Below are 26,907 nucleotides of genomic sequence, written 5' to 3' on the forward strand. Positions count from 1 at the left end.
GCACTAATTTCAGGCGATAAATGCAGTCAAAATTAGTTAACCTATAAATTAAATTTATGAGTGACGTTATGGACTTGAATTTGATCCAAACTTTTCTTGTTGTTGCGGAGTTTCAATCTTATACAAAAGCCGCGGAACAATTAGGGCTTACACAACCTGCTGTGAGCGCTGCAATAAAGCGTTTAGAGCAAGTCGTAGATAAGCAATTATTCGTTAAAAAAGGACGAGGGATCGCACTAACCTCCACCGCTTATCAATTACTGCCGCAATTCCAGCAAGCGGTTAATATTATTGACAATGCGATATCTGATAAAAATCATTTTGAAGTGTGTTGTTCGGAAATTTTGTTGCACATTATGGACCCAATAAAGAACACTATTTTTTATGAATCACCACCCGAAAAGTTCCTATTATTTGAGCTGTTAAGACAACAAAAAGTCGATCTAGTAATCGATACGGTGATCACGAAAGATGCAGCGTTTATTATTGAAGATGCCTATGAGGAAGAAGCCGTGGTTATCTGTCGTGAGAACCATCCCCGTGTACACGGCACGCTCACAAAAGAGCAATTTTATGAGGAAACTCACTGTTTATTTTCAGGAAAATGGAACAACATGTCGGGGTTCGAGCAACTAGCAAAGGAAACAATTCAAGAAAGAAAAGTCGACTTGATCACATCTTCGCTAGCGGGCATGGCGCTGTATGTCGCCCAAAGAGACAGTTTAGGGATCGTGTCTCAATCTTTTGCAAACAAGTGGAGCAAAGCGCTCAAACTTCAAATTTTGCCCTGCCCCATTTCGATACGCTCTATCCCTTACAAGTTTGTTTACCATAAGCGAGAGGTAAACAACCCAGCCCACATCGCTCTACGTGAAAAAATCAAAGCCAACTTAACGGCAGCCCACTACGAACCAATTTGTTTATAACTCTTGTCAATTGAAGCGTTAGGCGTTTTCGTCATCAAGCTTTCTACAAACCTGAATAGATAGAATTTTACAGATAAAAAAAGAGGCTCACGTTAATGAGCCTCTTTCTATATGTGATACTTCACTTAGCTTTTCCTACTTATTTGGGTTCTCTTTTAGTTTCTCCATCACTTGATCGAGCGAGAAGCTTGCTGCTTTTTGCCTTGGTGGGAACTCTTTAAACGTTTCAAGGAATCTGCCAACGTAAGCTTGCGCAGGAACAAGCATGTAAGCACGGTCTAGCATCCAATCGTAGTAAGTGTTAGAAGTGATATCAGCCACTTCGTAAGGATCCATACGCAAGTTGAAGATCTTAGGAACACGAAGTGTGGTGAATGGTTCAGCCCAAATACGCAACGTGCCTTTTGCTCGTTGCTCCATAAAGACCAGCTTCCATTTGTTATAACGAAGTGCAGTTAAGTCTCCATCATCTGAGAAGTAAAAAATTTCTTCACGTGGGGCCTTATCCTCTTTACCAGTCAAATATGGTAGGAAGTTATAGCCGTCTAGGTGAACTTTGAATTTCTTACCATTCGCACTATAACCTTTGAGCAATTTCTCTTTGATATTGTCATCACCCGCGGCAGCAACGAACGTTGGCATCCAGTCCATGTGATGCATGATATCATTCGAAACAGAGCCAGCTTTAATTTTACCCGGCCAACGTACCATCGCAGGAACTCGGTACGCACCTTCCCAGTTGGTATTTTTCTCTCCACGGAATGGCGTTGTGCCTGCATCTGGCCACGAGTTCATGTGTGGGCCATTATCGGTGGAGTAAAAGACGATTGTGTTGTCTTTAATACCCAAATCATCCACTTTTTTCAGCAGCTGACCTACATGATTATCATGCTCGACCATACCATCTGCATACTCGCTGATGCCTGTTTTTCCAGAGTTCTCTTCTTTCACATGAGTACGGAAGTGCATACGAGTCGCGTTCCACCAGACAAAGAAAGGTTTTTCAGCCTTGACTGCACGATCCATAAAGTCGAGTGCCGCATCTAACGTCTCTTCATCCACGGTTTCCATGCGCTTGCGAGTTAGAGGTCCTGTATCTTCAATTTTGCCATCAGCGTACGAACGGATAACGCCGCGCGGACCGAACTTTTTACGAAACTCAGGATCTTTAGGATAATCGACGTTTTCTGGCTCCTCCTCGGCGTTCAAGTGATAAAGGTTGCCAAAAAATTCATCGAAGCCGTGATTAGTAGGAAGGTGCTCATCTTTATCACCTAAGTGGTTTTTACCAAATTGCCCTGTCATATAGCCCATCGGCTTCAGCATTTCGGCAATGGTTGCGTCCTCTTCCTTCAAGCCAAGATCAGCACCTGGAAGCCCCACTTTACTCAAACCTGTTCTAAGAACGGTTTGGCCCGTAATGAAAGTAGAACGGCCCGCTGTACAAGATTGCTCACCGTAATAGTCAGTGAACATCATGCCTTCTTTGGCGATACTGTCTATATTTGGTGTTTTGTACCCCATCAAGCCAAACGTGTAAGCACTGAGATTGGACTGGCCAATATCATCACCCCAAATGACGAGAATATTTGGTTTCTCTGCTGCGATACTGCTACTTGTCGCACCGATTAAAGCGGCGGCAAGAATCGCTAATCGGCGTTTAACGCCATATTTCGCTGTCATATAAACCTCTGTGTGTATTAGAAAAGTGCTTCCTGCAACAGAATGTATAGTTCACAAATGGCGGATAAGCGAATTTACTAAATGAGAATTCTTTCTATCTTCGCCTAACATTACACCGTTATTTGTAGCTAATACGCACTCCAATAGCACTTTAGTTCAGAGCGCCATCGCACCATTCATCACTACTGTTAATCTCAAATATTAAGATTGTCTACTCATATCACAGTGCCCATAAAGTACCTGATTGCTTTTATATAAATATTAATGATAATACGTTTTACTACCATTAATAATTAAGGTGCCCGCGTGCTTGACTCCAAGGTTTCAAATGGAAAAACTTACCAATGCCAACACAACGACGTTCACCATAATGATGAGGAGCTATTACTAGATAAGCGCACTCACTCTGTGGTACTCAATTACTTGCCAAACAAGAAATCTGTTCAGTTAACAAGCATTCAATTTAAGCTGCTACAAACTCTCACTCACCATCAAGATCAAGTGCTTAGTAAGCCTTTTCTTTACGAAACAGTACTAAAACGTGAATTTACTGAACATGATCGGGCACTCGATATGCACATGAGCAGAATGAGAAAGCGTCTAGTTCACGAAGGCGTTCCAACAGACAGAATTCAGACAGTCCACCGCCAGGGTTACATTTTCAAGCGCTCAGACAATCAACAGAAAAATTAACGCTAATTGGCCCAACTTTTGGTAATTGACCGCTTATTTTGCTTTAATTAATGCAAATTCGAATCACGTAAAATAACTCAATGAATTTGCGCTTAATTTTTACACTTTGCATTGCTACTTTGTTTGCCGGCTGTGCAACCTATGCTGGTCTTAACTATGACCAACTGTTTGGTCCACAGCTCGTGCGTGAACGCACAGTTGACGTGGAAACCCCTCAAGCAAACTTCTTCCAAAGCGAAGTTAAACCCATTATGGATAACCGCTGTGTCGTCTGCCACGCGTGCTACGATGCACCATGTCAACTTAAGCTCTCTTCTGTTGAGGGCATTGACCGTGGTGCGAGTAAAGCACTGGTATATGAAGGAACAAGACTCACAGCCGCAGCACCAACACGCTTATTCGAAGATGCAGAAACAACCCAAGAGTGGCGCGATGCGGGTTTTCATCCGGTTCTCAACGAACGTGATCAAAGCATGGCAGCCAACATTGATGCAGGCCTTATCGCACGTTTGCTACAACAAAAAGAGCGCCACCCATTGCCTGACCAAGTCCAGTTAGAAGGCTTTGACTTTTCGATAGACCGAGAGCAAACCTGTCCAACGATTGAAGAATACGAGCAATACGAAAAGGATAACCCGACCTGGGGAATGCCTTTTGGTATGCCAAACCTATCAAACAGTGAATACCACACACTCATGACTTGGTTGGAAAACGGCGCAATAATGAACGTTCACCGACCTGTTAGTGAGAAAGAGCAAGCGCAAATAGATAAGTACGAAGCATTACTTAACCACTCTGATTTGAAAAATCAGCTGATGGCTAGGTATATATATGAGCATTTGTTTTTATCTCATCTCTACTTTTCGGAACTCGATGAAGATCCCCGATTCTTCACGCTCGTCCGCTCTGCTACACCACCAGGACAGCCCGTCAAACGTATTTCAACGCGTCGCCCGTACGAGGATCCAGGGGTTGAACGTGTGTTTTATCGAATTATTCCAGAGCAAGGGACCATAGTAGATAAAACTCACATGCCATTCGCGTTAAACAAGCAACGCATAGAGAACTGGAAAACTTGGTTTATTGATGCTGATTACATGGTTAGTCAGCTACCGAGTTATGAACCAGAAGTTGCTGCAAACCCGATGACATCATTCATCGACCTTCCAGTGAAGTCGCGCTTTAAGTTCATGCTAGATAATGCACAAAATACAATAATGGCATACATCAAAGGCCCAGTTTGTCGTGGCCAACTGGCATTGAATGTTATCAATGATCGCTTTTGGGTGTTTTTCCTTGATCCAGATAAAGCAGACATCCCAGAAGTAAATGAGTTTTACCGATCTCAGGCTGATAATCTAAAACTACCGGCAGAGCAAGAAAGTAACACGCTACCTGTTACCAACTGGGTCAAGTACGCGCGTCAACAAGCTCGCTACCTAGAGGCTAAATCTGAGTTCACTAATAACTGGTTTAAAGAAGGTGAAAACCTATCCACCGATGTAATTTGGGATGGTAATGGCACCAACCATAATGCGGCATTAACGATATTCCGCCATTTTGATAGTGCTTCTGTTGTTCAAGGGTTAGTTGGTGAGCAGCCTAAAACAGTGTGGATTCTTGACTACGCGCTACTAGAGCGTATCCACTATTTGCTTGTTGCTGGGTTTGACGTTTACGGTAACTTCGGCCATCAGCTCATGACACGAATGTTTATGGACTTCTTGCGTCTAGAAGGCGAAAGTAACTTTATCTCGTTGTTACCCGCCGATATGCGCCATGAACTTCAATCTAGCTGGTATAAAGATCAAAGCCCGCAGTTGAGTGACTTTTTACAACGAAATGTGAAGCCGTTTAACCAACCAACCAGCGTTCAGTATAAGAGTGACGATCCAAAAACGGAGTTGGTGGAGTTGTTGAGCGAACATGTTTCAGATGTGCTTCTGCCTCGCTACGAAATTCAAGACACGGCTCTTTCTGCGAGTAGTGAAAAGCAACTAAAACGTATTGACCACGTTCGTGGTGAAGGCCTAAAAACCGTTCCGCAAATCACTATGCTTATGGTGAGAAGTCAATCAGGGGAAGATGAACTGTTCACCTTACTTCACAACAATGCACACACAAACATCTCTAGCTTGTTTGATGAAGAAAGTAACCGTGACTTTGCTAACGATGATATGACCATTGTACGCGGCGTTGTGGGAAGCTACCCTGCGGCATTTTTCTCGATCAACGAAAACCAAGTAAAAGATTTTGTCGATCAATTTAGTGCCATCCAAAACGAGTCCGATTACGTTAAGTTATTGGATAATTTTGCGATTCGTAGAAGCTCAGAAAAATTCTGGTCATTTAGCGATCGTTTACACAATTGGTACCGTACAAAACAACCGATCGAATTTGGATTACTTGACTATAATCGTTTTGAGAATCGATGATGATTTAAGGGGGTTCTCATGGGTATCCGAGATAACATTGCCGCTCTTGAACAACAGATTTACGTTGCTTGTTCTGAGGGAGACTACGAAACGGTCAATATGCTTGAGCATCAACTCGAATACTTACGTGGCAAAGTGGAACATCCTTTTGATGATGACCCTTATGCCCTAGACACTCGATTCGAGTGGGAAGATGACATGACCGAATAGAAAAAACCTCCGGAAAGCCGGAGGTTTTTTTATTTTCAATGCTCGATGGATTACTTCGCCATTAACTCATCCAGAGCTTGAATTGATGCAGACACTTGAGAAACTAAATCATCTTTAGTCGCATTATAGGTATCTAGAGGTTGAGGCGCGGCTTCAATTGCTTGGCAAGCGTTCATTAGCGCAGTTAGTCCTAAACTTCCTGCACTGCCCTTTAATTTATGGGCAAGGTTCTTTACTTCTTTACTATCATTGTCCTCAGCAGACGCTTGCAGCTTGCTTAATACATCGGTGCTGGTGGCTCTAAACAGATTAATAATGTGCAACATCTTATCTCTGCCCAAGATTTTCATATCGGACTCAATCACGCTCGGATTAATGATAACCACATCGGGTTCCTTTGTTTTAGGTGCTTGAACGACCTTTAATTGTAGCTCTTGTTCTTGAGGCGAAATTTGATCAAACGGGGTACAGTCGGCATTTTGTGGCAACAACAACGGCTTTCCGTCTAGCGCATCCTGAATCAATGCCGCGAGTGCCTCTTTTGCCAATGGCTTAGGCAAGTATCCGTCAAAACCAGCGGCTAGATAGCGCTCAACTTCTTCCGCAAAAACGTGCGCAGACACTGCAATCATTGGCGTGACGGCAAGCGCTTTATTGGCCGGCTTATCACACTCAATCCGCTTTAAGCGTTGGATCAACTCAGTTCCATCACAATCAGGGAGGTTGATGTCGACCAAAGCGATATCAAAATCTTGTGTGCTGATCAGTTGCTCTGCTTGTGAGCCGTTTTCTGCCATCACGACTTGATGCCCCATGCTTTCTAGAAAACCTTCCGCGACCACTCGGTTGACTTCATTATCTTCTACCAGCAAGACCTTTGCTTTCACTTTGCAACGTGCGGTTGCCACGGTTCCTGTTTCAACAGGTTCGCTTTCCTCTAACGGAATAGAGAACCAGAATCGGCTACCATTTCCCTCTTCGGAATCGACTTCTAAAACACCGCCCATCGCTTCAATGATTCGCTTACTGATAGCAAGTCCAAGCCCCGTGCCTCCAGTTTGGCTCATCCCACCTTCAGCTTGCGTGAAGGCATCAAACAACGTTCTCTGGTATTTTTTGGCAATTCCTATTCCAGTGTCTGATACTTCAAATAGGACTTGCGACTCGTCCTCTGGGTTCAGGCTAACGTAGATATCAATTTCTCCTTCGTCAGTGAACTTAATCGCGTTACCAACAAGATTGTTCAGCACCTGACTGATTCTGGTGACATCCCCTTTCCAGTAGCGACTAACATCACTTTCAATATGGTAGGAGAACAGCAGCTTCTTCTCTTGTGCTCGACTGTTCATTAACTGGAAAGTGTCCTCCACCATTTGGTGTAAATCAAAGCCCATGTGACGAATTTCTAAATGCCCCGCTTCAATCTTGGAGTAATCCAGTACATCATTAAGGATCGCGAGCAACGTTTTACCACTACGATTAATGATTTCCGCATAACGCTTTTGAATTGGGTTGAGGCCTGAGTCAATCAACAAGCGTGCTGTCCCCAACACTCCGTTCATTGGCGTTCTTATCTCATGGCTCATCGTCGCCAAGAATGCCGATTTTGCTCGGCTCGCTTGCTCTGCTTGCTTGCGAGCTTTAGCGTGATTCAAAACCTCTTCATTCAAACGGCGGTTTGCTTGTTTTAACTGCGAAGTGCGCTGCTCAACGAGCTCTTCTAAATGCTCTTTATGCTCCTCAAGCTCTCGCTTGGCTTGAGCTTCACCCTCTGCTACCACTTTTAGTGCTTGCGCGGTATTACGAGCCGTGATGATGGCCTGCCCCATATGCGCCAACTCATCTTTGCCTTTCACTTCCAACTCAACCGCTAAATTACCCTGCGCCACAGACAGCAACGCAGCGGAATATTCAGCTAACCGCTTCACAACAGAAAGGTACACCACACGCCATAAAATCAGCACCAATACAATCAAACCAACAATTGAAATAACGGTTAGAGACCACTGAGCGAATTTCAGTGTGCTGGTCAATTGGTCTACAGCGACGGTAGTGGTTTTGTTTGAATCATCAACCAATTTGTTGACCGTGCCATTAAGCTCTGAGAACAACTCTAATGTCTTTTGCATCAGTTGTTGTGACTGTTCGTTATTCTCGTATTGCTGCATCAGTATAGAAAATACGACCTGACGCTTACCAAGCTCTATGAGCAGTTGGCTCATTTGCTTAGAGCGCGTAGGATCTTCCACAGCGAGTACACGGCGTTGCATGATTTTGAGGTTGCTATCGAAATCACTTTGAACCTGTTGAATTCGCTCAATATTCGTTAATGTCCGAGCCTCTTCAATCTGATTCAACATTTTAAAGGCCAACAAGTGCAGTTCATGCAATCGCTCAGTCAGATCAAGATCGACCTCCACCAGTGCATCTAGCGCCTGATAAACTTGCGATTTTTTATTCGATTCTAATAAGTCATAAATATGCGTGACGTTAGCAACAGCAATGGTGCTTGTATTCTGAACTTGCGTACGAGTTAGTTGTTCTAGCTCTTCACTGAGCAGACGCATTTCTTCAACACGAGTATCTATCTCTTTTGCAAGCCACAGCTTTTTTTCAACCGAAACACCGAGTTCTGCCAAATTGTCGATAACGTTCTGGACGTTATTCTCTAAAGCTTCTAACAATTGAGAATCGAACGACTCACTCCCGAGCTCCTTGATGTGAGTGAGTAAAGACTCGAGCTGTTCGAACAGCACTCGCCCTGACTCCTTTCTTTCCTGCTCGTTTCTTGCGTTCGACAACATTTGTACAGACGAAATAATACGAGTACTCAACTCAGAGACTTGTCTCGCCTCAATCATGGCGGGAATCGCAGAATCCACGACATTTCTTTCGGTTTTGGCAACCAAAGAAAATCCAGACACACCAATAAGTGCCGATAACATGACCAGTATTGCCATCGCAATGAAAGACAACAAAAGTTTACGACCGATGCTTGCAGTTGCTAGCAGCATATTTTCATGACCTTAATGTTCGTGTTCAGCGACATATTACGTTATATTTTGCAGTGTTTACTTAATCTATGCCAACGAACTTCATTTCATGGTTAAAAATCAACACGCATTTCGCACATTTTTCAAACATTCTGCAGCCACTTTAACCCTCGTTGCTTCTTTGCCAGCGGTTGCCGCAGAGAAAATATGTGCAATATACCCTCACCTAAAGGATTCATACTGGTTGTCAGTAAACTATGGAATGGTGTCCGAAGCGAAAAGAGAAGGTGTCGAGCTACGAGTCCTTGAAGCGGGCGGCTACCCAAACAAAACCCGTCAAGAACAACAACTCGCACTGTGTAACCAATGGGGAGCAGATGCGGTTATCCTTGGGACCGTGGACCCACAGGCTTACGAGCATTCACTTAAAAATTGGGTGGGGAATACTCCCGTTTTTGCTACTGTGAACCAACTCGACTTGGATGAAGAACAAAGTGAGTTGCTAAAAGGGACTGTCGGTGTTGACTGGCATTGGATGGGATACGAAGCGGGTCAATATTTGGCAGCTCGCCATCCAAAGGGGTCAGGAAAAACCAACATTGCCTTACTTTTGGGGCCGCGAACTCGTGGTGGTACGAAACCCGTTACTGCCGGATTTTATGAAGCGATACAAGGAAGTGATATCAACATTGTTGACTCATTTTGGGCAGACAACGACAAGGAGTTACAACGTAACCTAGTTCAACGTGTGATCGATATGGGAAATATAGATTACATTGTTGGCAGTGCAGTGGCGATTGAAGCGGCCATCAGTGAGCTGCGCAGTGCCGGCAAAGCCGAGGAGATCGGTTTAGTTTCTGTGTACTTAAGTCATGGTGTATATCGAGGCCTGTTACGTAACAAAGTACTCTTCGCACCAACAGATAAAATGGTGCAGCAAGGTCGGCTTTCCGTGATGCAAGCAACGCATTACTTAAGAGGTGAAGCTTATGACAAACATGCCTCACCAACCATCAAACCACTGACTCCGAAGACGCTTCATGACGACACGATCGAAGAATCGTTATCTCCGTCAGAATATAGGCCGACATTCCGTGTTAAGGCTGTTGATTGAAAGACCAAAAACGTGTTCTATTGAGTCACAACAATTTTAAAATCATACAAACGGAAACATCTTGATGCAAAAAACCATTCGTACCATGCCAACCCATAAACATGTGGCTTTGGTTGCTCACGACAACTGCAAACCTGAGCTACTTCGCTGGGTAAAAGAAAACAAAGAAAAGCTACAGAGTCACTTCCTTTACGCAACTGGCACGACAGGACACATGCTGAGTAAAGAAACTGGACTTGCGATCAAGAGCATGATCAGTGGTCCGATGGGCGGTGATCAACAACTAGGCGCTCTCATTTCAGAAGGCAAAATCGACGTTCTCGTTTTCTTTTGGGATCCACTGAATGCCGTACCTCACGACCCAGATGTTAAAGCGCTTCTTCGTATTGCTAGTGTTTGGAATATTCCTGTAGCAACGAACCGAGCCACCGCTAAGTTCCTGTTTAACTCCCCTCTTCTTGAGCAAGAAGTAGACATCGAAGTACCGGATTACGAAGCCTATCTTGCTGAGCGCATGTAAGCTTTGATGCCAACCAAATAAAGCAAGGGCGATACCAAGTATCGCCCTTGCTGTTTTTAACATTCTAAACGTTGCATTTAACGGGAAGTCACTATGGGATAGTCACCATTAACGAGCTCTTGAACGAATGCAGATCCCGCACCAGTATGCGTGATCCAAACCTTCTCTTTCGCACGTGTAATCGCCACGTAAAATAGCCTGCGCTCTTCTGCGTAAGGGAATTTGTCTTTGGACTCCGTCAACGCACCATCAATGTGAATTTGCTTCTTCTTAGCGGGGAATTGCCCCTCATCCACAGAAAGAATAATCACAAAGTCAGCTTCGCGTCCTTTACTCGCATGGCAAGTCATAAAGCGAATATCGAGATTAGGGAAACGTCGCAACCAATCGTCGAACAAATCGGGCTTATGATAATGGTTACGTCCTAGCAATAAAACTGACTTGGTTTGCTTGGCTTGTTGATTCAAGTGATCCAAGATCTTTTCCACTTGATTGCTCGGCGCGGTATGTACGCTCTTCTGCTTGCGTTGTTTGTGGCTGTTTAGTGTTTTCGGCAACTGCGATGGGTTTTGCTGCACGAATGTATTCGCTACATCACCAATCTGATTGTTGAAACGATAAGTTGTATCTAAGTGATGAACGGTAGAGTGAGCAAAGCGTTCTTTAAAGCCAGTGATAAGATCTACATCCGCTCCTGCAAACTGATAGATCGCTTGCCAATCGTCGCCAACAGCAAATAACGTGGCACCTGCTTGTTTCTGAGTGGATTCACACAGTGCTTCAATCAATGCCAGACGATCTGGAGAGATATCTTGATACTCATCGACCATAATAAAGCGCCATGGCGAGACAAACTTCCCTTTATTCACATAATCTGTCGCACGACTGATCATGGTTGGGAAATCCACTTGGTTGCTTTCTTTAAGCATTTTCTGCCACGCTGTAAAACATGGCCAGCATAAGGCGAGTTCACTATTTAAACGCGTATAGTCTTGGTGGTTTACGAGCTTTTCTTGTACTTGCTTTTTGGTCAACCCTACCGCCGCTAAATGAGACAGCTGCGAATCTAGCCAAGCGATCAGTTTTGGATTTTCTGAATGGCTTCCTAACTCATCATCCCCTTTTAGGTACGCAATCGGCCATTTGTCTAAATGTTTTTGCCAACGTTTAAAGTTGGTGGGTGTCATCCAATGTTTTTTCAACCAGTCTACACACCATGCCGTTCGTTGATTTTCGTCCAACGCTAAAGGGCTAATTTCGACAGGTTGCTGTTCGACTTGTTTAAGAATATACAAGCCCAACTGATGGAATGTGTTGACGCGCACACCGTCTGCCGCCATGCCCACTTTATCTACTAAGCGTTCTTTCATTTCAGTCGCCGCATCACGACCGAACGCTAACATGAGAAGCTCTTCTGCTTGAGCCTGATGGCTTTGCAACAAATAGGCAACTCGTGCGGTTAAAACGCTGGTTTTGCCCGAGCCGGCACCAGCAAGAACTAAGTTGTGGTCGTCGTTGAGTAATACCGCATATTGCTGGGATAAATTCAAAGGAGAGGATTCAATTTGATTAAACAGCACTTCCCAATTTGGACGTTCTGCTTCTAGCCAATCGCGATTACGCTCACCAAGCGCCTCAGAGGTATCAATGAGCCAAGGCTCTATTTGCGACATACGATTCGGCATTCGCATTTTGGCTTCTTCTAGGGTGGTTTTCATCTCGCTTAACTCTTGGTTAAGACTTTCAACCCAGGAGACCACTTGAGAATGCGATAAGTAAGCAGGCAAGTGCTTTAGTTTGTAAAGCTCTTCTTCCCACTTAGGTAGATACTCAGCCAGTTTTCGGCACTGAGTGTTGTGCCACTCTTGATATTGACGAACGGCCTCAAGCGCGAACTTTCGGCATTGTGGCCACGGTAAACCTTGGACTAGCCAGCTTTGTTGTTTGCCTTCGTGTTCATGAGCAAAAAACTGTAAAGAGCTCCATAATAACCCACGCTTTACGCTAACTTTGCCATTCCAGATCGTAAAAGGAATATGTTCTTCACTGCCTATCGAGCTTAATAAAACACTGTTCTCTTTTATTTCGACGTGATGGTACTCATTTTGAATAAAAAACTGTGCTTTGCTAGTGGCAGTAAGCTGCATGAAACGTGCGCCTTTTAGTTTAGAAGTTGTCGATTTATATCATTTTAAGGCGCTAAATTGTAGCAACGGCGAGCTCCTAAGTAAGCTTCTTCTTCTATTCTTTAATAAAATTCACATTACTGTCGATTTAATAACCTAAAGCTGAGGTTATTTGAAGCTGGCTTTACAATCCTCAATACATGACCTGGCAGCTTTAATATAAGTCAATGACATCCCTGCTGATTTTATCAGCAACCACGAATTTTTCTTAAAGTAAATCATAAACGCGCTATAGTGGGTCTGGTAGTATTCCCCCTGTTCTTCATCGGAAACATAAGGCGCATTGTGCAAGCAACTTCTAAATTTCGGCTATATTGGGCAAACAAGACGATAAATTACAGCGTTCTTATCCTCATTACCTTACTGGGTGTGGTTATCCCAACTTGGTACTTCGAGCAAAACACGCTGATAACGCCATTAATATTAGGCGTTATTGCTGCTGCTTTGGCTGAAAGTGATGACAGTTTCACTGGACGCATCAAGGCTCTGATTCTCACCTTTCTCTGTTTTGCGCTTGCTGCTTTTTCAATTGAAATCTTGTTCGATACCCCATGGGCGTTTGCGTTGGGATTATTTATCTCAACCTTCGGCTTCATCATTCTTGGGGCGATAGGTCCTAAGTACGCGAGTATTGCTTTTGGTTCGTTGCTGATCGCTATTTATACTATGCTTGGCGCACATGAAAGCACCAACATTTGGTTTCAGCCACTACTGCTTTTGACTGGTGCCGCCTGGTATTACTTCATGTCCATGATTTGGCAGATATTTTGGCCTCTTCAACCGGTGCAACAAAGCTTAGCCAATGTGTTCTTCCAAATGGCGAATTATCTTGATGCGAAAGCCAAGCTTTTTCACCCTGTGACCAACTTGACGCCACAACCGCTGCGGATTGAAGCTGCAAAATGCAATGCTGCCACGGTTACGGCACTAAACGCTTGTAAAACCACATTACTTAACCGATCGAAACGGGGTCACATTGATGGGCCTAGTGACCGATTTTTAAATATTTATTTCATCGCTCAAGACATTCACGAACGCGTCAGTTCTAGCCATTATCGCTATCAGGATTTAGCGACCGAATTTGAACGTTCTGATGTGCTGTTTCGTTTTAAATATCTTTTGGAGTCTCAAGCCCAAGCGTGTCGTGATATTGCACTAGCCATTCAGCTAGGAAATGAATACTCCCATACCGATCAATCTATTCTGGCATTAGCTGAAGTACAAAACTCTCTTGCTTATCTAGAAGAACAAAAGCAAGGGCACTGGAAACGTCTGCTGATGCAGTTAACATATTTATTCAATAACTTAGCGACGGTAGAAAAACAACTTAATAACATTAACAACCCAGATGTTGAAGGCCTCGAAGAAGATACCCTCGCCGATACCAACCCACACACGCTAAAAGCGATGTGGCAGCGTATATCAGCAAATTTACACAAAGATTCGATGCTGTTTCGGCATGCATTACGTATGTCAATTGCCTTAACGATTGGCTATGGAATCATTCAAATATTCAACATCGACCGAGGTTACTGGATACTCTTAACCACTTTATTCGTATGCCAACCGAACTACAGTGCCACTCGCCAAAAATTGACGGCGCGAGTAATAGGTACATTAGCTGGTTTGTTGATTGGTGTACCATTGCTGACTTTTTTCCCTTCTCAAGAAAGCCAGTTAGTATTTATCGTTATCTCTGGTGTGATGTTTTTCGCCTTCCGGATGAACAACTATGGGTACGCGACTGGTTTTATTACACTGCTCGTCCTCTTCTTATTTAATCAACTAGGTGAAGGTTACGCAGTTGTCCTTCCTCGACTAGCAGATACCCTCATCGGGTGTGTGCTTGCAGTAGGAGCTGTATTAGTTATTTTGCCCGACTGGCAGTCGAGAAGGCTTCACAAAGTTATGTCGGATGCGATAGAGGCGAACAAGCAGTATCTCGATCAGATCATTGGTCAGTATAGAATCGGCAAGAAAGACAATTTGAGTTACCGTATCGCTCGCCGCCAGGCCCACAATAATGATGCCTCACTCTCTTCTGCGATTAGTACGATGCTGGCGGAGCCTGGCAAATATCGCGCAGCTGTTGATGAAAGTTTTCGCTTCCTAACGTTAAATCACGCAATGTTGAACTATATTTCTGCATTAGGCGCGCACAGAACTCGCATCGAAGATGAGTCAATTCATAAACTCGTTTTAGATGCTCACCGTTGTATTCATCAGCATCTGGATGTACTTCATAAACAGCTTCACCAGCATTGTGAGGAGTGTGACCTATCTAATATTGATGATGCTGGACTCGAGCAACGCTTAAACGAATGGCGCGATGAAGACGACAGCTCTGCCCGCATGGTATTGCAGCAACTTCATCTTATCTATCGCATGCTCCCAGAGCTTCATTCACTTGCTAGTAAGTTTGCCGTCAGGGTAAGTTAGTAACATTCAAACCATATGTAAGAGGGAAGCGCTATATCGCTTCCCTTTTTCTTTTTACGCTTCCATCTACCCCAAAGTGGGTAATTATGTACCTTCTTAGGAAAAATCTGACGTATCACTTAACACACCTTGACAATATTCGGACAAAAAGCAATCGATCAAATTCTAATCTATTTTGGTTGAATAAATATGTTGTATCCAAAGGATGAAGAATTTCGGGCAACGACGGATAAACCGAATCACGACGAAGGTATTGAGATGAACGCACAACAATTTAATGAACTTAAACAAAAGCTCAGTGATTTAACGGCAAGTCAGTTAAAGTCATTACAAGGTGAGATCAGCGTGAAACTAAATAAAGCGCAAAAACCGGTTCTATCTGGTGAAGAAAGAGAAATGCTTGCCAAACTGTTTGCCTAATCAAGTCATTGATATAAAACACTTGAACGTTTTATAAACTCCACCTATGCTCTCACTATCATAATGTTGGGAGTAGTGATATGCCTGTATCGGGAATTCAATCTGGATACCACATCGTTCAGATGTCACAACAAATGGCCGAGAAAGCTGCACATGGCATTAGCAATAATGTAAGTAAGGTAAAAGAAGAGCTTTCTGATCACAACATCGATTTAGCTGCGGTTGCGGATGTCGCAATAACAGCCTCAACACCTAGCCTTCCCTCTCAAAAAGTTGAATCTCTCATCAACCTCGCACAAGCCGCTGGTTATAGCCGAGTTGGCGCGTCTGTCATAGAGAAAAACAATGAAATCATTGGCAGCTTGCTAGACATCCACGTTTAGGCGATTTAACGTCAAATTATCGCTATTTTAATTTCCAACTATCACTATAACGTCGTAACAAGATAACCCCTTTGCTTCGCACTTTATTTCTATTTCGATTCAAATACTCCTGTTTAAAATCAAGCTTTCCCGAAAAAAATGGGCGGCTTATCAGAGCCGCCCATTTTTGTGTTGTATACAGGTTTATCCGTTATCAATAACACCGTTGTTGAGCAATGACTCTACAATCTCGTTGGAGCTAAGACCGTTGAAGTCGATTGAAGTACCTAAGTTTTCCACGACAATAGTCTGTTGAACATTTGCATCCGTCGTAATGTTCAGAGAAACACTTTCCGTCGATGCATCGTAGTCTGCCGAAATGTGACCAAGCAGATCATCCATGTCGATCATTGAGTTATTGAGATCAGAGATAACTTCACGTAAATCGATACTGTCTTCGTTAACAGTGAAGTCAGTAATGGTATCCACTGCCCCTTCATCAACGGAATCTACCGTCCACTTGAAGATATCGCTGCCGTCTCCACCCGTTAAGATATCTGAGCCTAAGCCACCGATAAGCACGTCATCACCATCACCACCCAGAATAACGTCGTCACCGTCTCCACCAATCAAGTTGGTACCTGTGTCTCCGCTGACTAAATAGCTGTCGTCCACTGCGGTTGACTGGTCAATATCGTCGCTATCACTACTCACATCCAAACTAATTTGGACAGGTGAAGACTGCGCTTCATCGCCATTAGATTCCGTTGATATCGCCGTAAGCGAAATATCGTAAGAACCGACATCAATACCACTGTTAGTATCTGTTGCGACAATTTCTAGCGTATCAATTTCATCGCTTGGTACTGTCCAAGTGGTACCATCGAAGCTAATGCCTGATGGAGAAACGCCACTTGTTACCTCAGCACTAGCTGGTACGCCCGTTAGCTCCAAAGACAGCACCTCGTCAACATCAGTAAGCGCCGCCATGATTCCGACAATCGCTAAACCTTGACTGCTCGCGGTTTGGCTAGCCGCAATTTGACGAATGTAATTAAACTGAGGATTGATACTCAATGTAGGTGCATCAGCTACAGGTGTCACATTGATAGTGAAGTCTTGATTCGCCTCCAATGCGGTACCCGATGCATTTGCGAAGTACACGCCGTTGTCTTCGACTTTCACCGATAAAGTGATTGAAGCTGCGTTGACATCTCCTGCATCCACAAATACACCCTCAGAAGCGTCTGTTGCTCCAAGAACGGAGTTAATATTATCTGGTGTGCCCATTAGGGTTATTTCACCAGCCATCCCCGCCCCAACAGTCACACCACTACCTGCTGGCGGCTCGACACGAAGGTCGCCCTCGGTAACTGTAAGAGTCACGGTCATGCTTTCATTTGCTTGTGCGCCCGCAAAGTCGACGTCACTCACACTAATACCCGTTACTTTCTGGCCATCAGCTTCATTGATCGTATCCGTTACCGACGCTGCAGTGATTTCAGGTGCGTCATTGGTAGCTTCAACATTCAACACTGCTGTGCCCGCGATTGTAATTGGGTCTGGAGCGCCGTTAGTGGTTCCGTCATCTGTGATTTCATAAGTGAAATTAACGTCACCAAAGAAATCTGCTGCGGGTTCAAACGTCCACTCTGTCGCACTCACTTGAGTCAACGTGCCGGAAGTTGGGTCCACTAACGCAACATTATCGACGGTCAAGTTGTCTGACTCAGGATCACTTGCGTTGCTCAGCAACTCAGTAGCCGTAATAGTTACCGAACCACCATCTTCTTCCGTACTACTCAACGTTACCTCTGATGTTACCGGTGCATCGTTCACCTCAGTGACTTCGAAGGTCGCCGTTCCTGACACCGTTTGAGGATCAGAAACACCGTTCGTTGTACCGTTGTCGGTAATGTCGTAGGTCAGATCGACCTTGCCGTTGTAGCCAGGCGCAGGAGTAAATGCCCATGTACCTGTTACGTTTTCGAAATCCAATGTGCCGCTGCTTGGGTCAACCAACTGGACATTACTCACCATCAAGGTGTCGTTTTCAATGTCAGAAGCATTCGCTAACAAATCAGCTTGGGTAATTTCAACCGCCGTACTGTCTTCTGCGATATCAGAAAGTACCACTTCAGACGTCGTTGGAGCATCATTGACTTCCGTTACGTTGAACGATGCGCTGCCGTTAACCGATTTAGGATCGGATGCACCACTTGTCGTGCCATCATCTGTAATGGTGTACGTGATTTCAACTGGACCGTTGTAATCTGGTGCTGGGGTAAATTCCCACTCTCCCGTACCACTGTTGAAAGTAATGCTACCCGAATTCGGATCCGTTAACTGAACATTGCTGACCGTGAGGTTATCGTTCTCTACGTCTGTCGCATTCGCAATAAGATCCGCTTCAGAGATGGAGAACACACCACTATCTTCTTCAATATCCGGTAGCGTCACTGGCGTAGTTTCTGGGGTATCATTCACCGCTGTCACTTCAATATTGAAGCTGCTGCTGTTGGTATTTAGGGTGTCATCTACCCCACCAATTACGATACCTTCATTACCTTGGTCATCGACTGTCACGTCCACCTGAACGTCACCAAAGAAGTTCAGGTCTGGATTAAACTCAATCAGACCGTCTGCAATGGCATTGTTTAGATCGGCCACTGTACCTTTCAGTTCAACGGAGTCCGTACCATCACCGCTCACGGTTAGGTTGTAAGTAGCGATGAGCGTTGGATTAAGCTCCAAGATACCGCTGTCGACGTTCACATTGAGTACATATTCAGCATTCGGATCATCGAGTACGGCATCAATATCGGTAATGCTGAAACCATCAAGCAGCATTGGCGTATCTTCTGGTGTTTCCACATCCACGGTATTGACGAACTCTGGACGATCGTTCACTGCTTCAACATCAACAGTGACATCAAACTCCTCTGCGGAGCCCAAGCTTTGACTGCCATCGAGCCCAGTATCAACGGCTTGCACTTTGAAATGCAGCGAACCATCCCATGAGTTATCGTTGCGATCCCCAGAATTAAACACCACTTGATCCAAGTCTTGAGCATTGATTTCTAAGACAAAAATGCCGCCGCCTTGGTCAGTAAACACTGTCCCATCAGGTAATGAAACACTCGCCCCATCAGGGACATTGGAGACCTCAACTCTCAGCGTCTCTGGATCATTTTCCTGGTAGTTTGCACCATCTCCGATGGACTCTTTGTTATCAACCACTAACGCATTTACATTAATAACAATGTCTTCGCCCTCATTACCTGCAGCCGAAGTATCGGGATTCACATCAACATCATCACCAATAGGATTGACAATAAGCGTAAAGTTGTTGTTTCGTTCCGTTGGAACTTGTAGCAACTCCTCTTGAATGAAGACCGTAATACCTATCTCAGCCTCGCCACTAAAGTGTTTTGGCGGTTTAATTTGGATGTCACTCAGGTCAATGGACGTCTGAGTGAGATCTTTTAGTTGAATACTCCATTCGCCCCCACCGTTGTTCTTAACAACATAATCAGAGGAATTGGATTTAACGATAAAGTCATCAGGAAGCCCCGTTAACTTGAGTGAAACGAAACTCTCAGAACCGTCATTATCGTTCAGGCTGATCGAAACACCAGAGCCCGATTGATTCAGCGAAATTAAAGTATCTTCGTCACCAATCACCGTGATTGGCTGCGTCGGATCGGCACCTGTAATGGTAATGTCATCAACGACTGGCGTAACTTCAAATGTGACATCGTCAGTGAAGGTTCTCACATCTATATTATCGCCAGAGTTATTCAAGATAGACTGATCAAACACAGCTTCATCAGTAATTTCTCCCTCGATATTAATCTTGACGGTATTTTGGCCACCACCTACGGGGTAATTTTCTTTTGGCTTAAACAGAACATTGTCAAGCGCACCAGCTAAAATCTCAGCTTCATTAAACTCAATACTGGTTCCTAAGCTGTTACCATTGGCATCAACAAACTCACCTAATGTTGTGTCATCAAGCTCTAACTTGATGTTCGTTAGTGTTTCTCGACCACCTTGAGTGTTGTTAAATTGATCGGCAAAATCAACACTCAAGTTAAGTTGGATTAAGCCATCTTCGTAACCAACACCATCCGCCGTGGGAACGTCGTTATTTAGATCAGTTACAGGTTGTTTGTTTGCATCCAAGCCGAAAGTACCGACGATATCTACTCTTACATTTGGTGTGACATCGCTATCCAACGGCTGATCCCCGGCTGAACTCGGAACGTCTGCAACCGGTAAAACCTGAACTGGAAACTGGACATTATTTTCTTTTTCATCACCGGACTCAGTGTCTTTAGTGACAAACCGAATTGGTAATTCGAAATCACCTGCGTAATCTTCTGCCAAGTGCATCGTCAAGCCATCAAGGCCAGTAATATTTCCACTCGCATCGATATGGGCTTGGAACACGTATTTACCATTGACAAAATCAACATCCGTCCCCGTGATCACCAAACCAGGAGGAATGCCAGGAGCTGTCGGGTCGACGATAATAGTTAAGACATCTTCCACACCATCTGCATTAATCGCATCGACTTTCGACGTCAACTGAGCACCAAGGTTAATAGAATTGTCTTCCAACGCTTGAATTTGGACATCATCAGCCACCTGAATCTCTGCCGCTACACTCATTTTCGGTGTGAGGACGGTTGGAAACTCTAGTGTCACATCCGTTTGACGCACGACCGTCGCATCTTTTTCGTTGCCCAAATCTTCGCCCAAATCATTTACTTCTGCGTAAATGGTTAAGCCAATTTGAGAGAGACCACCGTTATCGCCATCGTCACTGTCATCGTTTGGTGTTAAATCAAGTCCAGACGGCGCTTTAATTGAGAAGTTGTCTTCATTGGTTACTGTCCAACGACCTCCACCTTCATTTAGTGCACCGACGATAACCAATTGGTTGAGGATCTCAGGGTCCACATTGTGAAATTGAACAACAAGTTGAGTCACCACTTCATCTGAAGACACATCAAACTCTTGATATTTAATGATATGAGCACCAGATTCGCCCCCCATAGAAGTGTTGATCGTAAAGTCAATGTTACCTTGATCGTCTGACTTCACGATATCGGTAGCACCACCACCACTTTCAGTGACAAGCAGACGGGTTTGGTCATCTATTGCCCCCGTTTTATCCTCTGGCTCAACGATTGGATTAACTTGGACATTCACCGTACCATTGATGGTTTTCTCAGCGATACCTTCACCGGGATTCGAAGCGTCAACATATTCATGGTCAATCTCTTTCACAGTGACGGTCGTGGTCAAGTCAAAGTCAGTACTTGAATCCTGCTCCAACTGGACTTGAACATAGCCACTTTGAGAGATTTTAGCGGAAAAATCTTGCTCTGATTCACCGGCTTGCGGTGAAAGCGTTAGTGTTCCAGAAACAAGCGTTTGTGCCACACCATCTACATAGACCGTGCTGCCTGGAGGAAATCCAGAGATGGTTACATCACTAAAGAATTCATCGGTATCAGGGCTTTGTACGAGCGTCGGTTTCCAATCGATGTCAAAGCGCGTATCTTCATCTCCCTCAGATCGAACAACGTAGTTATCTTGAGCGTCAATAACGGGTTCGACCTTGATCCTTACCTCTCTTTCAATCACACGACTATGACCATCATTTTCGGTAACAATGATCGTCCCTGTAATCGCAATGTTTTCGGTTGAAGAGGCTTCTGGAATAATTTGAATACCGGAATTAAAATTCAGCCCAGTGATGTTTGCTTCGTAAATCGGTTGACCGTTACCATCATAGCCAACAAAGGTGAGGTCAACGCTTGAACCGTCTGAATCTACGACACGAACACCATCGGGGATGTTGGACAGGATAACAGTAATGGCTTCTGAATCATCCAGAGGTCTATCGGCAACTTCACCTGATACAACCGAGAAGTTGAGGTTTACAACACCATTCTCTTCAATAGTCGTCTCTATCCCGGCCACATCTCCGTCTACGAATCGGTTCCAAACGTTCCCCGCGTCAATTAATACCGTGTCTGGTATGTCAGCAACACCTTTTACACCAACGATGACAGTCTTACTGCCCAGTGACAACACATCTTCTGTCGTACCGGTAGACAATGATGCTGTGTCTTTCACAATGCCTTCGACATTGAAAGTAAAGTCATCATTGCTGTGCAACGGAGGAAGAACTTCGACGTTCGCTAATTCAGACTCTGGCACTTCGTAATAAAGTACATTGCCGCCTGAGTCGGTCACTTCTACTATCTGACTTGGGTTTGCTGAGTCCAGCCACACCAAAGTAACCCCATCAATTGAGAAGTTAGAAATGCGCACAAATAACGCTTCAGAACCATCTAAGTCCGCTGATGGTTTCATGGTGATCACTTCACTTAATTGGAGTGGGTCGTGATCAGTGACAGGGTCTACCGTATTTTGAGTTCGAGCATTATCCTCAAACACATTAATTCGGTTTACAGTAAAACTACCTTTATCCGCAACTGGGTTTACATCAATAATGATGGTTTCGGTTTCTGAGCGAGCGGTATCTTTCCCAAGCAGTGGATTGTTGTTTTCCGTCGTAATAGCGGTGACATCAATTCTGATTTCGCCCGAGAAGTTATCTATCGGATCAACTTGAACTTCATCAATTCGGCTTGCATCCACCAGATAAACACCACTGGATTTTGGTATCGCACTACCATCTGAATAGACTAACTCTGCGTTACCTTCTCCTTGTGTAAAGACAAGCTCGTACACAATGCCTTCAGGGTTACTAGTGTCTTGGGTTTCAGCCGTGATGTTAAGTGCGACATTGTTTCCATCTTCATCAACCGAGTAGTTAAATTCGCTGCTTGCCGTCCACGTTGCAATATCTGCAACGGCAGCAACTTCAATGTCTAAACGACCATTAATCGTATGATCTGGCGTACCATTGTTAAGAATTTCCACGCGGATACGAGGATCGATACCAGAAGGATCGGTTGATGTATGACGATCTGGTACGAAGTACAAGTTATCTAGCGAGACAAGCTCACCATTGAATGACTGCTCAACATTTGATGCGTCGAGAACAACCGTATTGCCCACAGATGTTAATTCAATGTAGTTGCCACTGCCGTCTCTGTAGTAGAACGTACCGTTGTGAGTATCAGCATCTCGAATAGTGATGTCACCTAAGCTCTCGTTACGGTCGATATCGTGTAAATTGATAACCAAGTCGACTTTCGCAGGGCTAACATCCAGCGTCGACAAGTTGTCCTGAGTATTTGCAGAGTCAACGCCCACAACGACACCATCACGCCCTTGGTCTTCGAACGCAGTAACGGTAGACGTGTCAATTTGCGCATTGCGGTCTCTTATCGAGATATCCACATCGGCATCTGCGATATCGCCATCACCATCGGTTGCAACAACGTTGATGGTGAAATCAATCGAGTCGGTTTCGGTATGGTCAAGGTCGTCATTCGGACGGAATGACACACTGCCATCGGTTCGAACAACCAAACGACCGATTTCAGTATCCACTCCGTCAAGAACCTTGTGAACAAATACGACTTGGTCGCTGCCGTTCAAATCGACAGAATCAGAATCAACACCGTTTTGCTTAAAGTAAATGCCTGAATCATCAGCCGAGAATGAAGTCACTTGTGCGCCGTCAGCACCAAGGTCATCATCCCCCTCTACAGGGTCTCGGAATAAACGAACCGTGCGGCTGCCTTGCCCCTCAACACGCGAAATAGATGCATCGTGCAAGGTTGGAACATCATCGGTAATCGTCACTGGTAAGTTAATACCTGCCGTATCACCATCGACATCGGTCGCAAAGACTGGGAGATCAAGTATGAGTGTATCTTCGCCTTGAGTTGAGTGATCTAGCGCACCCTCAAGCGTAAACTTGTAAGAGCCGTCAGCGTTCAAAACTAGTGTGAACACTGAGTTACCATCAGGTGTTTGACCTTGATAAGTAAAGTTGTTGTTGCTTACCGCGGTTTGAACTAACGTCACCGCAAAACCACCTGAAGTTACTCCTGGTATCGGGTTAGAAGTAAGATCCAGCTGATAAGAGACAACGGTATCTGCCCCTTCCACCGTATCGAAATTGCCCGTTGCTTCTAGGCTGTCTTTGTTGGTTGCCTGAGAGCCGTTGGCAAGGTCATCCTCATCAACAGCCAAAGCATCTGCTGATTTAATTTCGGGAATGTCATCAACTACGGTAATTGGAAGATTCAGTGATGATGACGTGTCACCATCAAAGTCTGTTACTGTAATTGGAATATCAATGACAAGGTTGTTTTCACCTTGAACAGCGTCATGGTCGATTGGTCCCAACAGCTCAAATTGGTAGCTGTCATTATTCGCATCAAGAGACAGCGTGAAGATCTTAGTTGATGTGCCAGTAATAACCGCTTCGTAACTGGTTATTCCACCATTCGTGCTTACTAGATTCAACTCGATGCTGCTGCCGTTCGACGTTAAACCAGACACGACTGCATCGAGGTCTGAAACTTGGTAGCTGACAATCTTGTCTGCACCAGCAACGACCTCAAATCCGCCGTTCAATACCGTTGAATCACTACTTGTCATGTCAGAGCCACCGGAAAGATCATCTTCATCAACGGTTTGTTGGCTAGAGTCTGTCACTTTCACAATAGCTGGGACATCGTCCACCACGGTGATCGGCAAGGTGATGTTATTGGACACATCGCCATCAAAATCAGTCGCGTTGACTGGGAAGTTAATGACCAACGAGTTTTCATCGTTACCCGCAGGATGATCAAGTGCACCCAACAGTTCAAATTCATAACTGTCTGCTGAACCATTTAGCGTCAGTTTAAAGACGGTGTCCGTCGTACCTTGTACATAAGCTCGGTACTCAATCACACCGTTTGAATTTGAAAACTCAACCAACTCAAGCGGTTGACCACCTGAGGTAAGGCCAGAAACAGGCGATGTTAAACTATCCAACTGGAAGCTAACGATAGAGTCGGCACCATCAGTAACGTCAAAGTTGCCACCAATGATATTGGATTCTGGCGTGTCGTCCGAACCTTGGCTTGGAATATCATCCTCATCCACAGACAAGGTACTACCAGAGCTAATAGCATCAATGGTTGGTTTGTCATCTACGATCGTAACTGGCAAGGTCGCAGTGATGGTATCGTTGTCGCCATCCGTGATCTTCACAGGTAGATTCAACAAAATCTCATCAGAGTTAACCGCGTGATCTAACTGACCAAATAACTCAAAGTCGTATTTACCATCTTGATGAAGTGTCAACGTGAAGACCGTCACTCCACCCGGAGTTTGTCCCACGTAAACACGCGCGTCAGCAGTTGAAGCGCCAACGTCTTGAGAAAGTGTTACCTCTTCTCCACCCGATTTCAGGTTCGGAATAGGATTTGAGCTCAGATCCAATTCGAAAGCATCAATACCATCTGCGCTAGTGACTTCGAATTCACCTGATACCGTTAACGGCTCTTTAGTGCCATCAGAACCAAGAGGTAAGTCATCTTCGTCGACACGTAGACTTTCAATATTGGTAACAACTGGAACATCGTCCACAACGGTAATTGGCAATGTGAAGGCTGGTGAAGTATCACCATCATTATCTGTCGCCGTCACAGGGAGGTTAATAACAATCTCGTTTTGCTGATTACCATCTGGATGATCAAGCGGCTTCTGTAAATCGAACTCGTAGGTGTTGTTCGTTGCATCCAACGTCAGTTCGAAAACCACTTCAGCAGGATTGCCAGCGGCACCTTGGTATACGTTCACGCCGTTTGCGCTAGAAGACAGAACTAAGGTGATAGCGTCACCATCTGAAGTCAGTGACGCAACTGGCGTGGTCAGGTCACTCAGCTGAATAGAAGCAACTTGGTCAGCACCTTCGGTGATATCAAAAGTACCTGAAATAACAGTATCTTCTGCACTTGCAGCATCCGTACCTGCTGGTAGGTCATCTTCATCAACGGTTTGTTCGCTGCCTGCTAGCAAACCATCAATGGTCGGAACATCATCCACAACCGTAATTGGTAAGGTGATGTTGTTCGACACGTCTCCATCAAAGTCAGTCGCGTTTATCGGTAAATTTATGATCAGTTCATTCTGGCCATCAGCATTTGGATGATCGAGAGGAGCGAGCAAATCGAACGTGTAGCTGTCATCAGAGGCATCGAGGGTTACACGGAATACTGGTGTCGTCGTGCCATCAATACGAGCTTCGTAAACTGAAACGCCACCTGCGTTTGATACTTCAACCATAACCAGAGATTGACCACCAGAGGTCAGGCCTTGTACTGGCGTCGTTAGGTCAGAAACGCTGTACTCGACAATGCCATCAGAACCATCAGTCGCGATGAAGTTACCGGCAATGCTGTTCGACTGTGTACCATCAGATCCGATTGTTGGGATATCATCCTCATCAACCGTTTGCACACTTGTTGCTTCGATTCCACCAAGTGTCGGCTTGTCATCAACGATCTTGACAGGAATTGTCTCAGCAGAGGTATCGCCATCAAAGTCTGTTGCGATGATTGGGAAGTTCAGTGTCAACTCATCACTATCTACTGCGTGGTCGATTGGACCTTCAAGCGTGAAGTTGTAACTACCATCAGTATTCACTATCAGAGTAAAGACCGCTTCAGTACCCGCTGTCGCCTCGTAAGTAAAGCTGCCATCACCATTTGCGGTTTCCGTCAGTGTGACTGCCACGCCTTGTGATGTAAGGCCAGCCACTGGTGTTGCAGACGCGTCAAGCTGATAACTTACCACTCGGTCCGAGCCTTGTGTGGTAGTGAAGTTGCCATCGATTGAAATCGGGCCAGTCTGATCTGAACCAATCGTGCCTAGGTCATCTTCATCAACGGTAATCGCATCGACATCGGTAATGGTCGGCTTATCATCCACAATGGT

At 44.7% G+C, this 26,907-nt stretch carries 13 protein-coding genes; 9 read left to right on the forward strand and 4 right to left on the reverse strand.

Annotated features, from left to right (window positions below; translation table 11 throughout):
• The first annotated feature begins 68 nt into the window (after positions 1 to 68).
• Positions 69 to 926 (forward strand): LysR family transcriptional regulator, encoded by an 858-nt coding sequence (locus R7P80_RS09100; protein ID WP_025767859.1) that lies wholly within the window; start codon positions 69 to 71, stop codon positions 924 to 926.
• A 135-nt stretch (positions 927 to 1,061) separates the two neighbouring features.
• Here the strand turns inward: R7P80_RS09100 and R7P80_RS09105 are convergent, their stop codons facing one another.
• Positions 1,062 to 2,609 carry an arylsulfatase gene (locus R7P80_RS09105; protein WP_005376560.1) on the reverse strand — a complete coding sequence of 516 codons (1,548 nt, stop codon included), beginning with the start codon at positions 2,607 to 2,609 and terminating at the stop codon, positions 1,062 to 1,064.
• Between the two features lie 306 nt (positions 2,610 to 2,915).
• Between R7P80_RS09105 and R7P80_RS09110 the strand changes: the two genes are divergently transcribed.
• The 3 genes from R7P80_RS09110 to R7P80_RS09120 all read left to right on the forward strand — a co-directional run bounded on the left by R7P80_RS09110 (position 2,916) and on the right by R7P80_RS09120 (position 5,947).
• Positions 2,916 to 3,302 (forward strand): winged helix-turn-helix domain-containing protein, encoded by a 387-nt coding sequence (locus R7P80_RS09110; RefSeq protein WP_225491577.1) that lies wholly within the window; start codon positions 2,916 to 2,918, stop codon positions 3,300 to 3,302.
• Positions 3,303 to 3,382: 80 nt separating this feature from the next.
• Complete coding sequence (locus R7P80_RS09115) at positions 3,383 to 5,737, forward strand: fatty acid cis/trans isomerase (RefSeq protein ID WP_225491576.1); 2,355 nt, start codon at positions 3,383 to 3,385, stop codon at positions 5,735 to 5,737.
• Between the two features lie 18 nt (positions 5,738 to 5,755).
• On the forward strand, positions 5,756 to 5,947 hold the full coding sequence (locus R7P80_RS09120; protein WP_005376565.1) for a hypothetical protein: 192 nt from the start codon (positions 5,756 to 5,758) through the stop codon (positions 5,945 to 5,947).
• A 50-nt stretch (positions 5,948 to 5,997) separates the two neighbouring features.
• Here the strand turns inward: R7P80_RS09120 and torS are convergent, their stop codons facing one another.
• Complete coding sequence (gene torS, locus R7P80_RS09125) at positions 5,998 to 8,961, reverse strand: TMAO reductase system sensor histidine kinase/response regulator TorS (RefSeq protein WP_064369292.1); 2,964 nt, start codon at positions 8,959 to 8,961, stop codon at positions 5,998 to 6,000.
• Between the two features lie 43 nt (positions 8,962 to 9,004).
• On the opposite strand from torS, the gene torT reads away from it, so the two are divergent.
• Positions 9,005 to 10,054: a TMAO reductase system periplasmic protein TorT gene (gene torT / locus R7P80_RS09130; protein WP_080960073.1), complete on the forward strand. Its 1,050-nt coding sequence runs from the start codon at positions 9,005 to 9,007 to the stop codon at positions 10,052 to 10,054.
• A 64-nt stretch (positions 10,055 to 10,118) separates the two neighbouring features.
• On the forward strand, positions 10,119 to 10,574 hold the full coding sequence (locus tag R7P80_RS09135; RefSeq protein ID WP_005376571.1) for a methylglyoxal synthase: 456 nt from the start codon (positions 10,119 to 10,121) through the stop codon (positions 10,572 to 10,574).
• A gap of 77 nt (positions 10,575 to 10,651) precedes the next feature.
• Here the strand turns inward: R7P80_RS09135 and helD are convergent, their stop codons facing one another.
• Positions 10,652 to 12,721, reverse strand: a complete 2,070-nt coding sequence (gene helD / locus R7P80_RS09140) for a DNA helicase IV (RefSeq protein ID WP_005376572.1) — start codon at positions 12,719 to 12,721, stop codon at positions 10,652 to 10,654.
• Positions 12,722 to 13,045: 324 nt separating this feature from the next.
• On the opposite strand from helD, the gene yccS reads away from it, so the two are divergent.
• The 3 genes from yccS (at position 13,046) to R7P80_RS09155 (ending at position 16,002) form a co-directional block, all read left to right on the forward strand.
• Positions 13,046 to 15,199, forward strand: coding sequence for a YccS family putative transporter (gene yccS / locus R7P80_RS09145; RefSeq protein ID WP_005376573.1), 2,154 nt, complete (start codon positions 13,046 to 13,048; stop codon positions 15,197 to 15,199).
• Positions 15,200 to 15,388: 189 nt separating this feature from the next.
• Entirely contained in the window at positions 15,389 to 15,619 is a 231-nt protein-coding gene (locus R7P80_RS09150) for a hypothetical protein (protein WP_005376575.1), read from the forward strand.
• A gap of 80 nt (positions 15,620 to 15,699) precedes the next feature.
• Positions 15,700 to 16,002 (forward strand): hypothetical protein, encoded by a 303-nt coding sequence (locus R7P80_RS09155; protein ID WP_176311502.1) that lies wholly within the window; start codon positions 15,700 to 15,702, stop codon positions 16,000 to 16,002.
• 183 nt (positions 16,003 to 16,185) lie between these two features.
• On the opposite strand, the gene R7P80_RS09160 is transcribed toward R7P80_RS09155, so the two are convergent.
• On the reverse strand, positions 16,186 to 26,907 hold a 10,722-nt coding region (locus tag R7P80_RS09160), incomplete at its 5' end, for a cadherin-like domain-containing protein (protein WP_225491575.1).

Origin of the sequence: Vibrio sp. 2092 (genome assembly GCF_033339635.1) — a bacterium.
In the GTDB taxonomy this organism is placed as follows: domain Bacteria; phylum Pseudomonadota; class Gammaproteobacteria; order Enterobacterales; family Vibrionaceae; genus Vibrio; species Vibrio alginolyticus.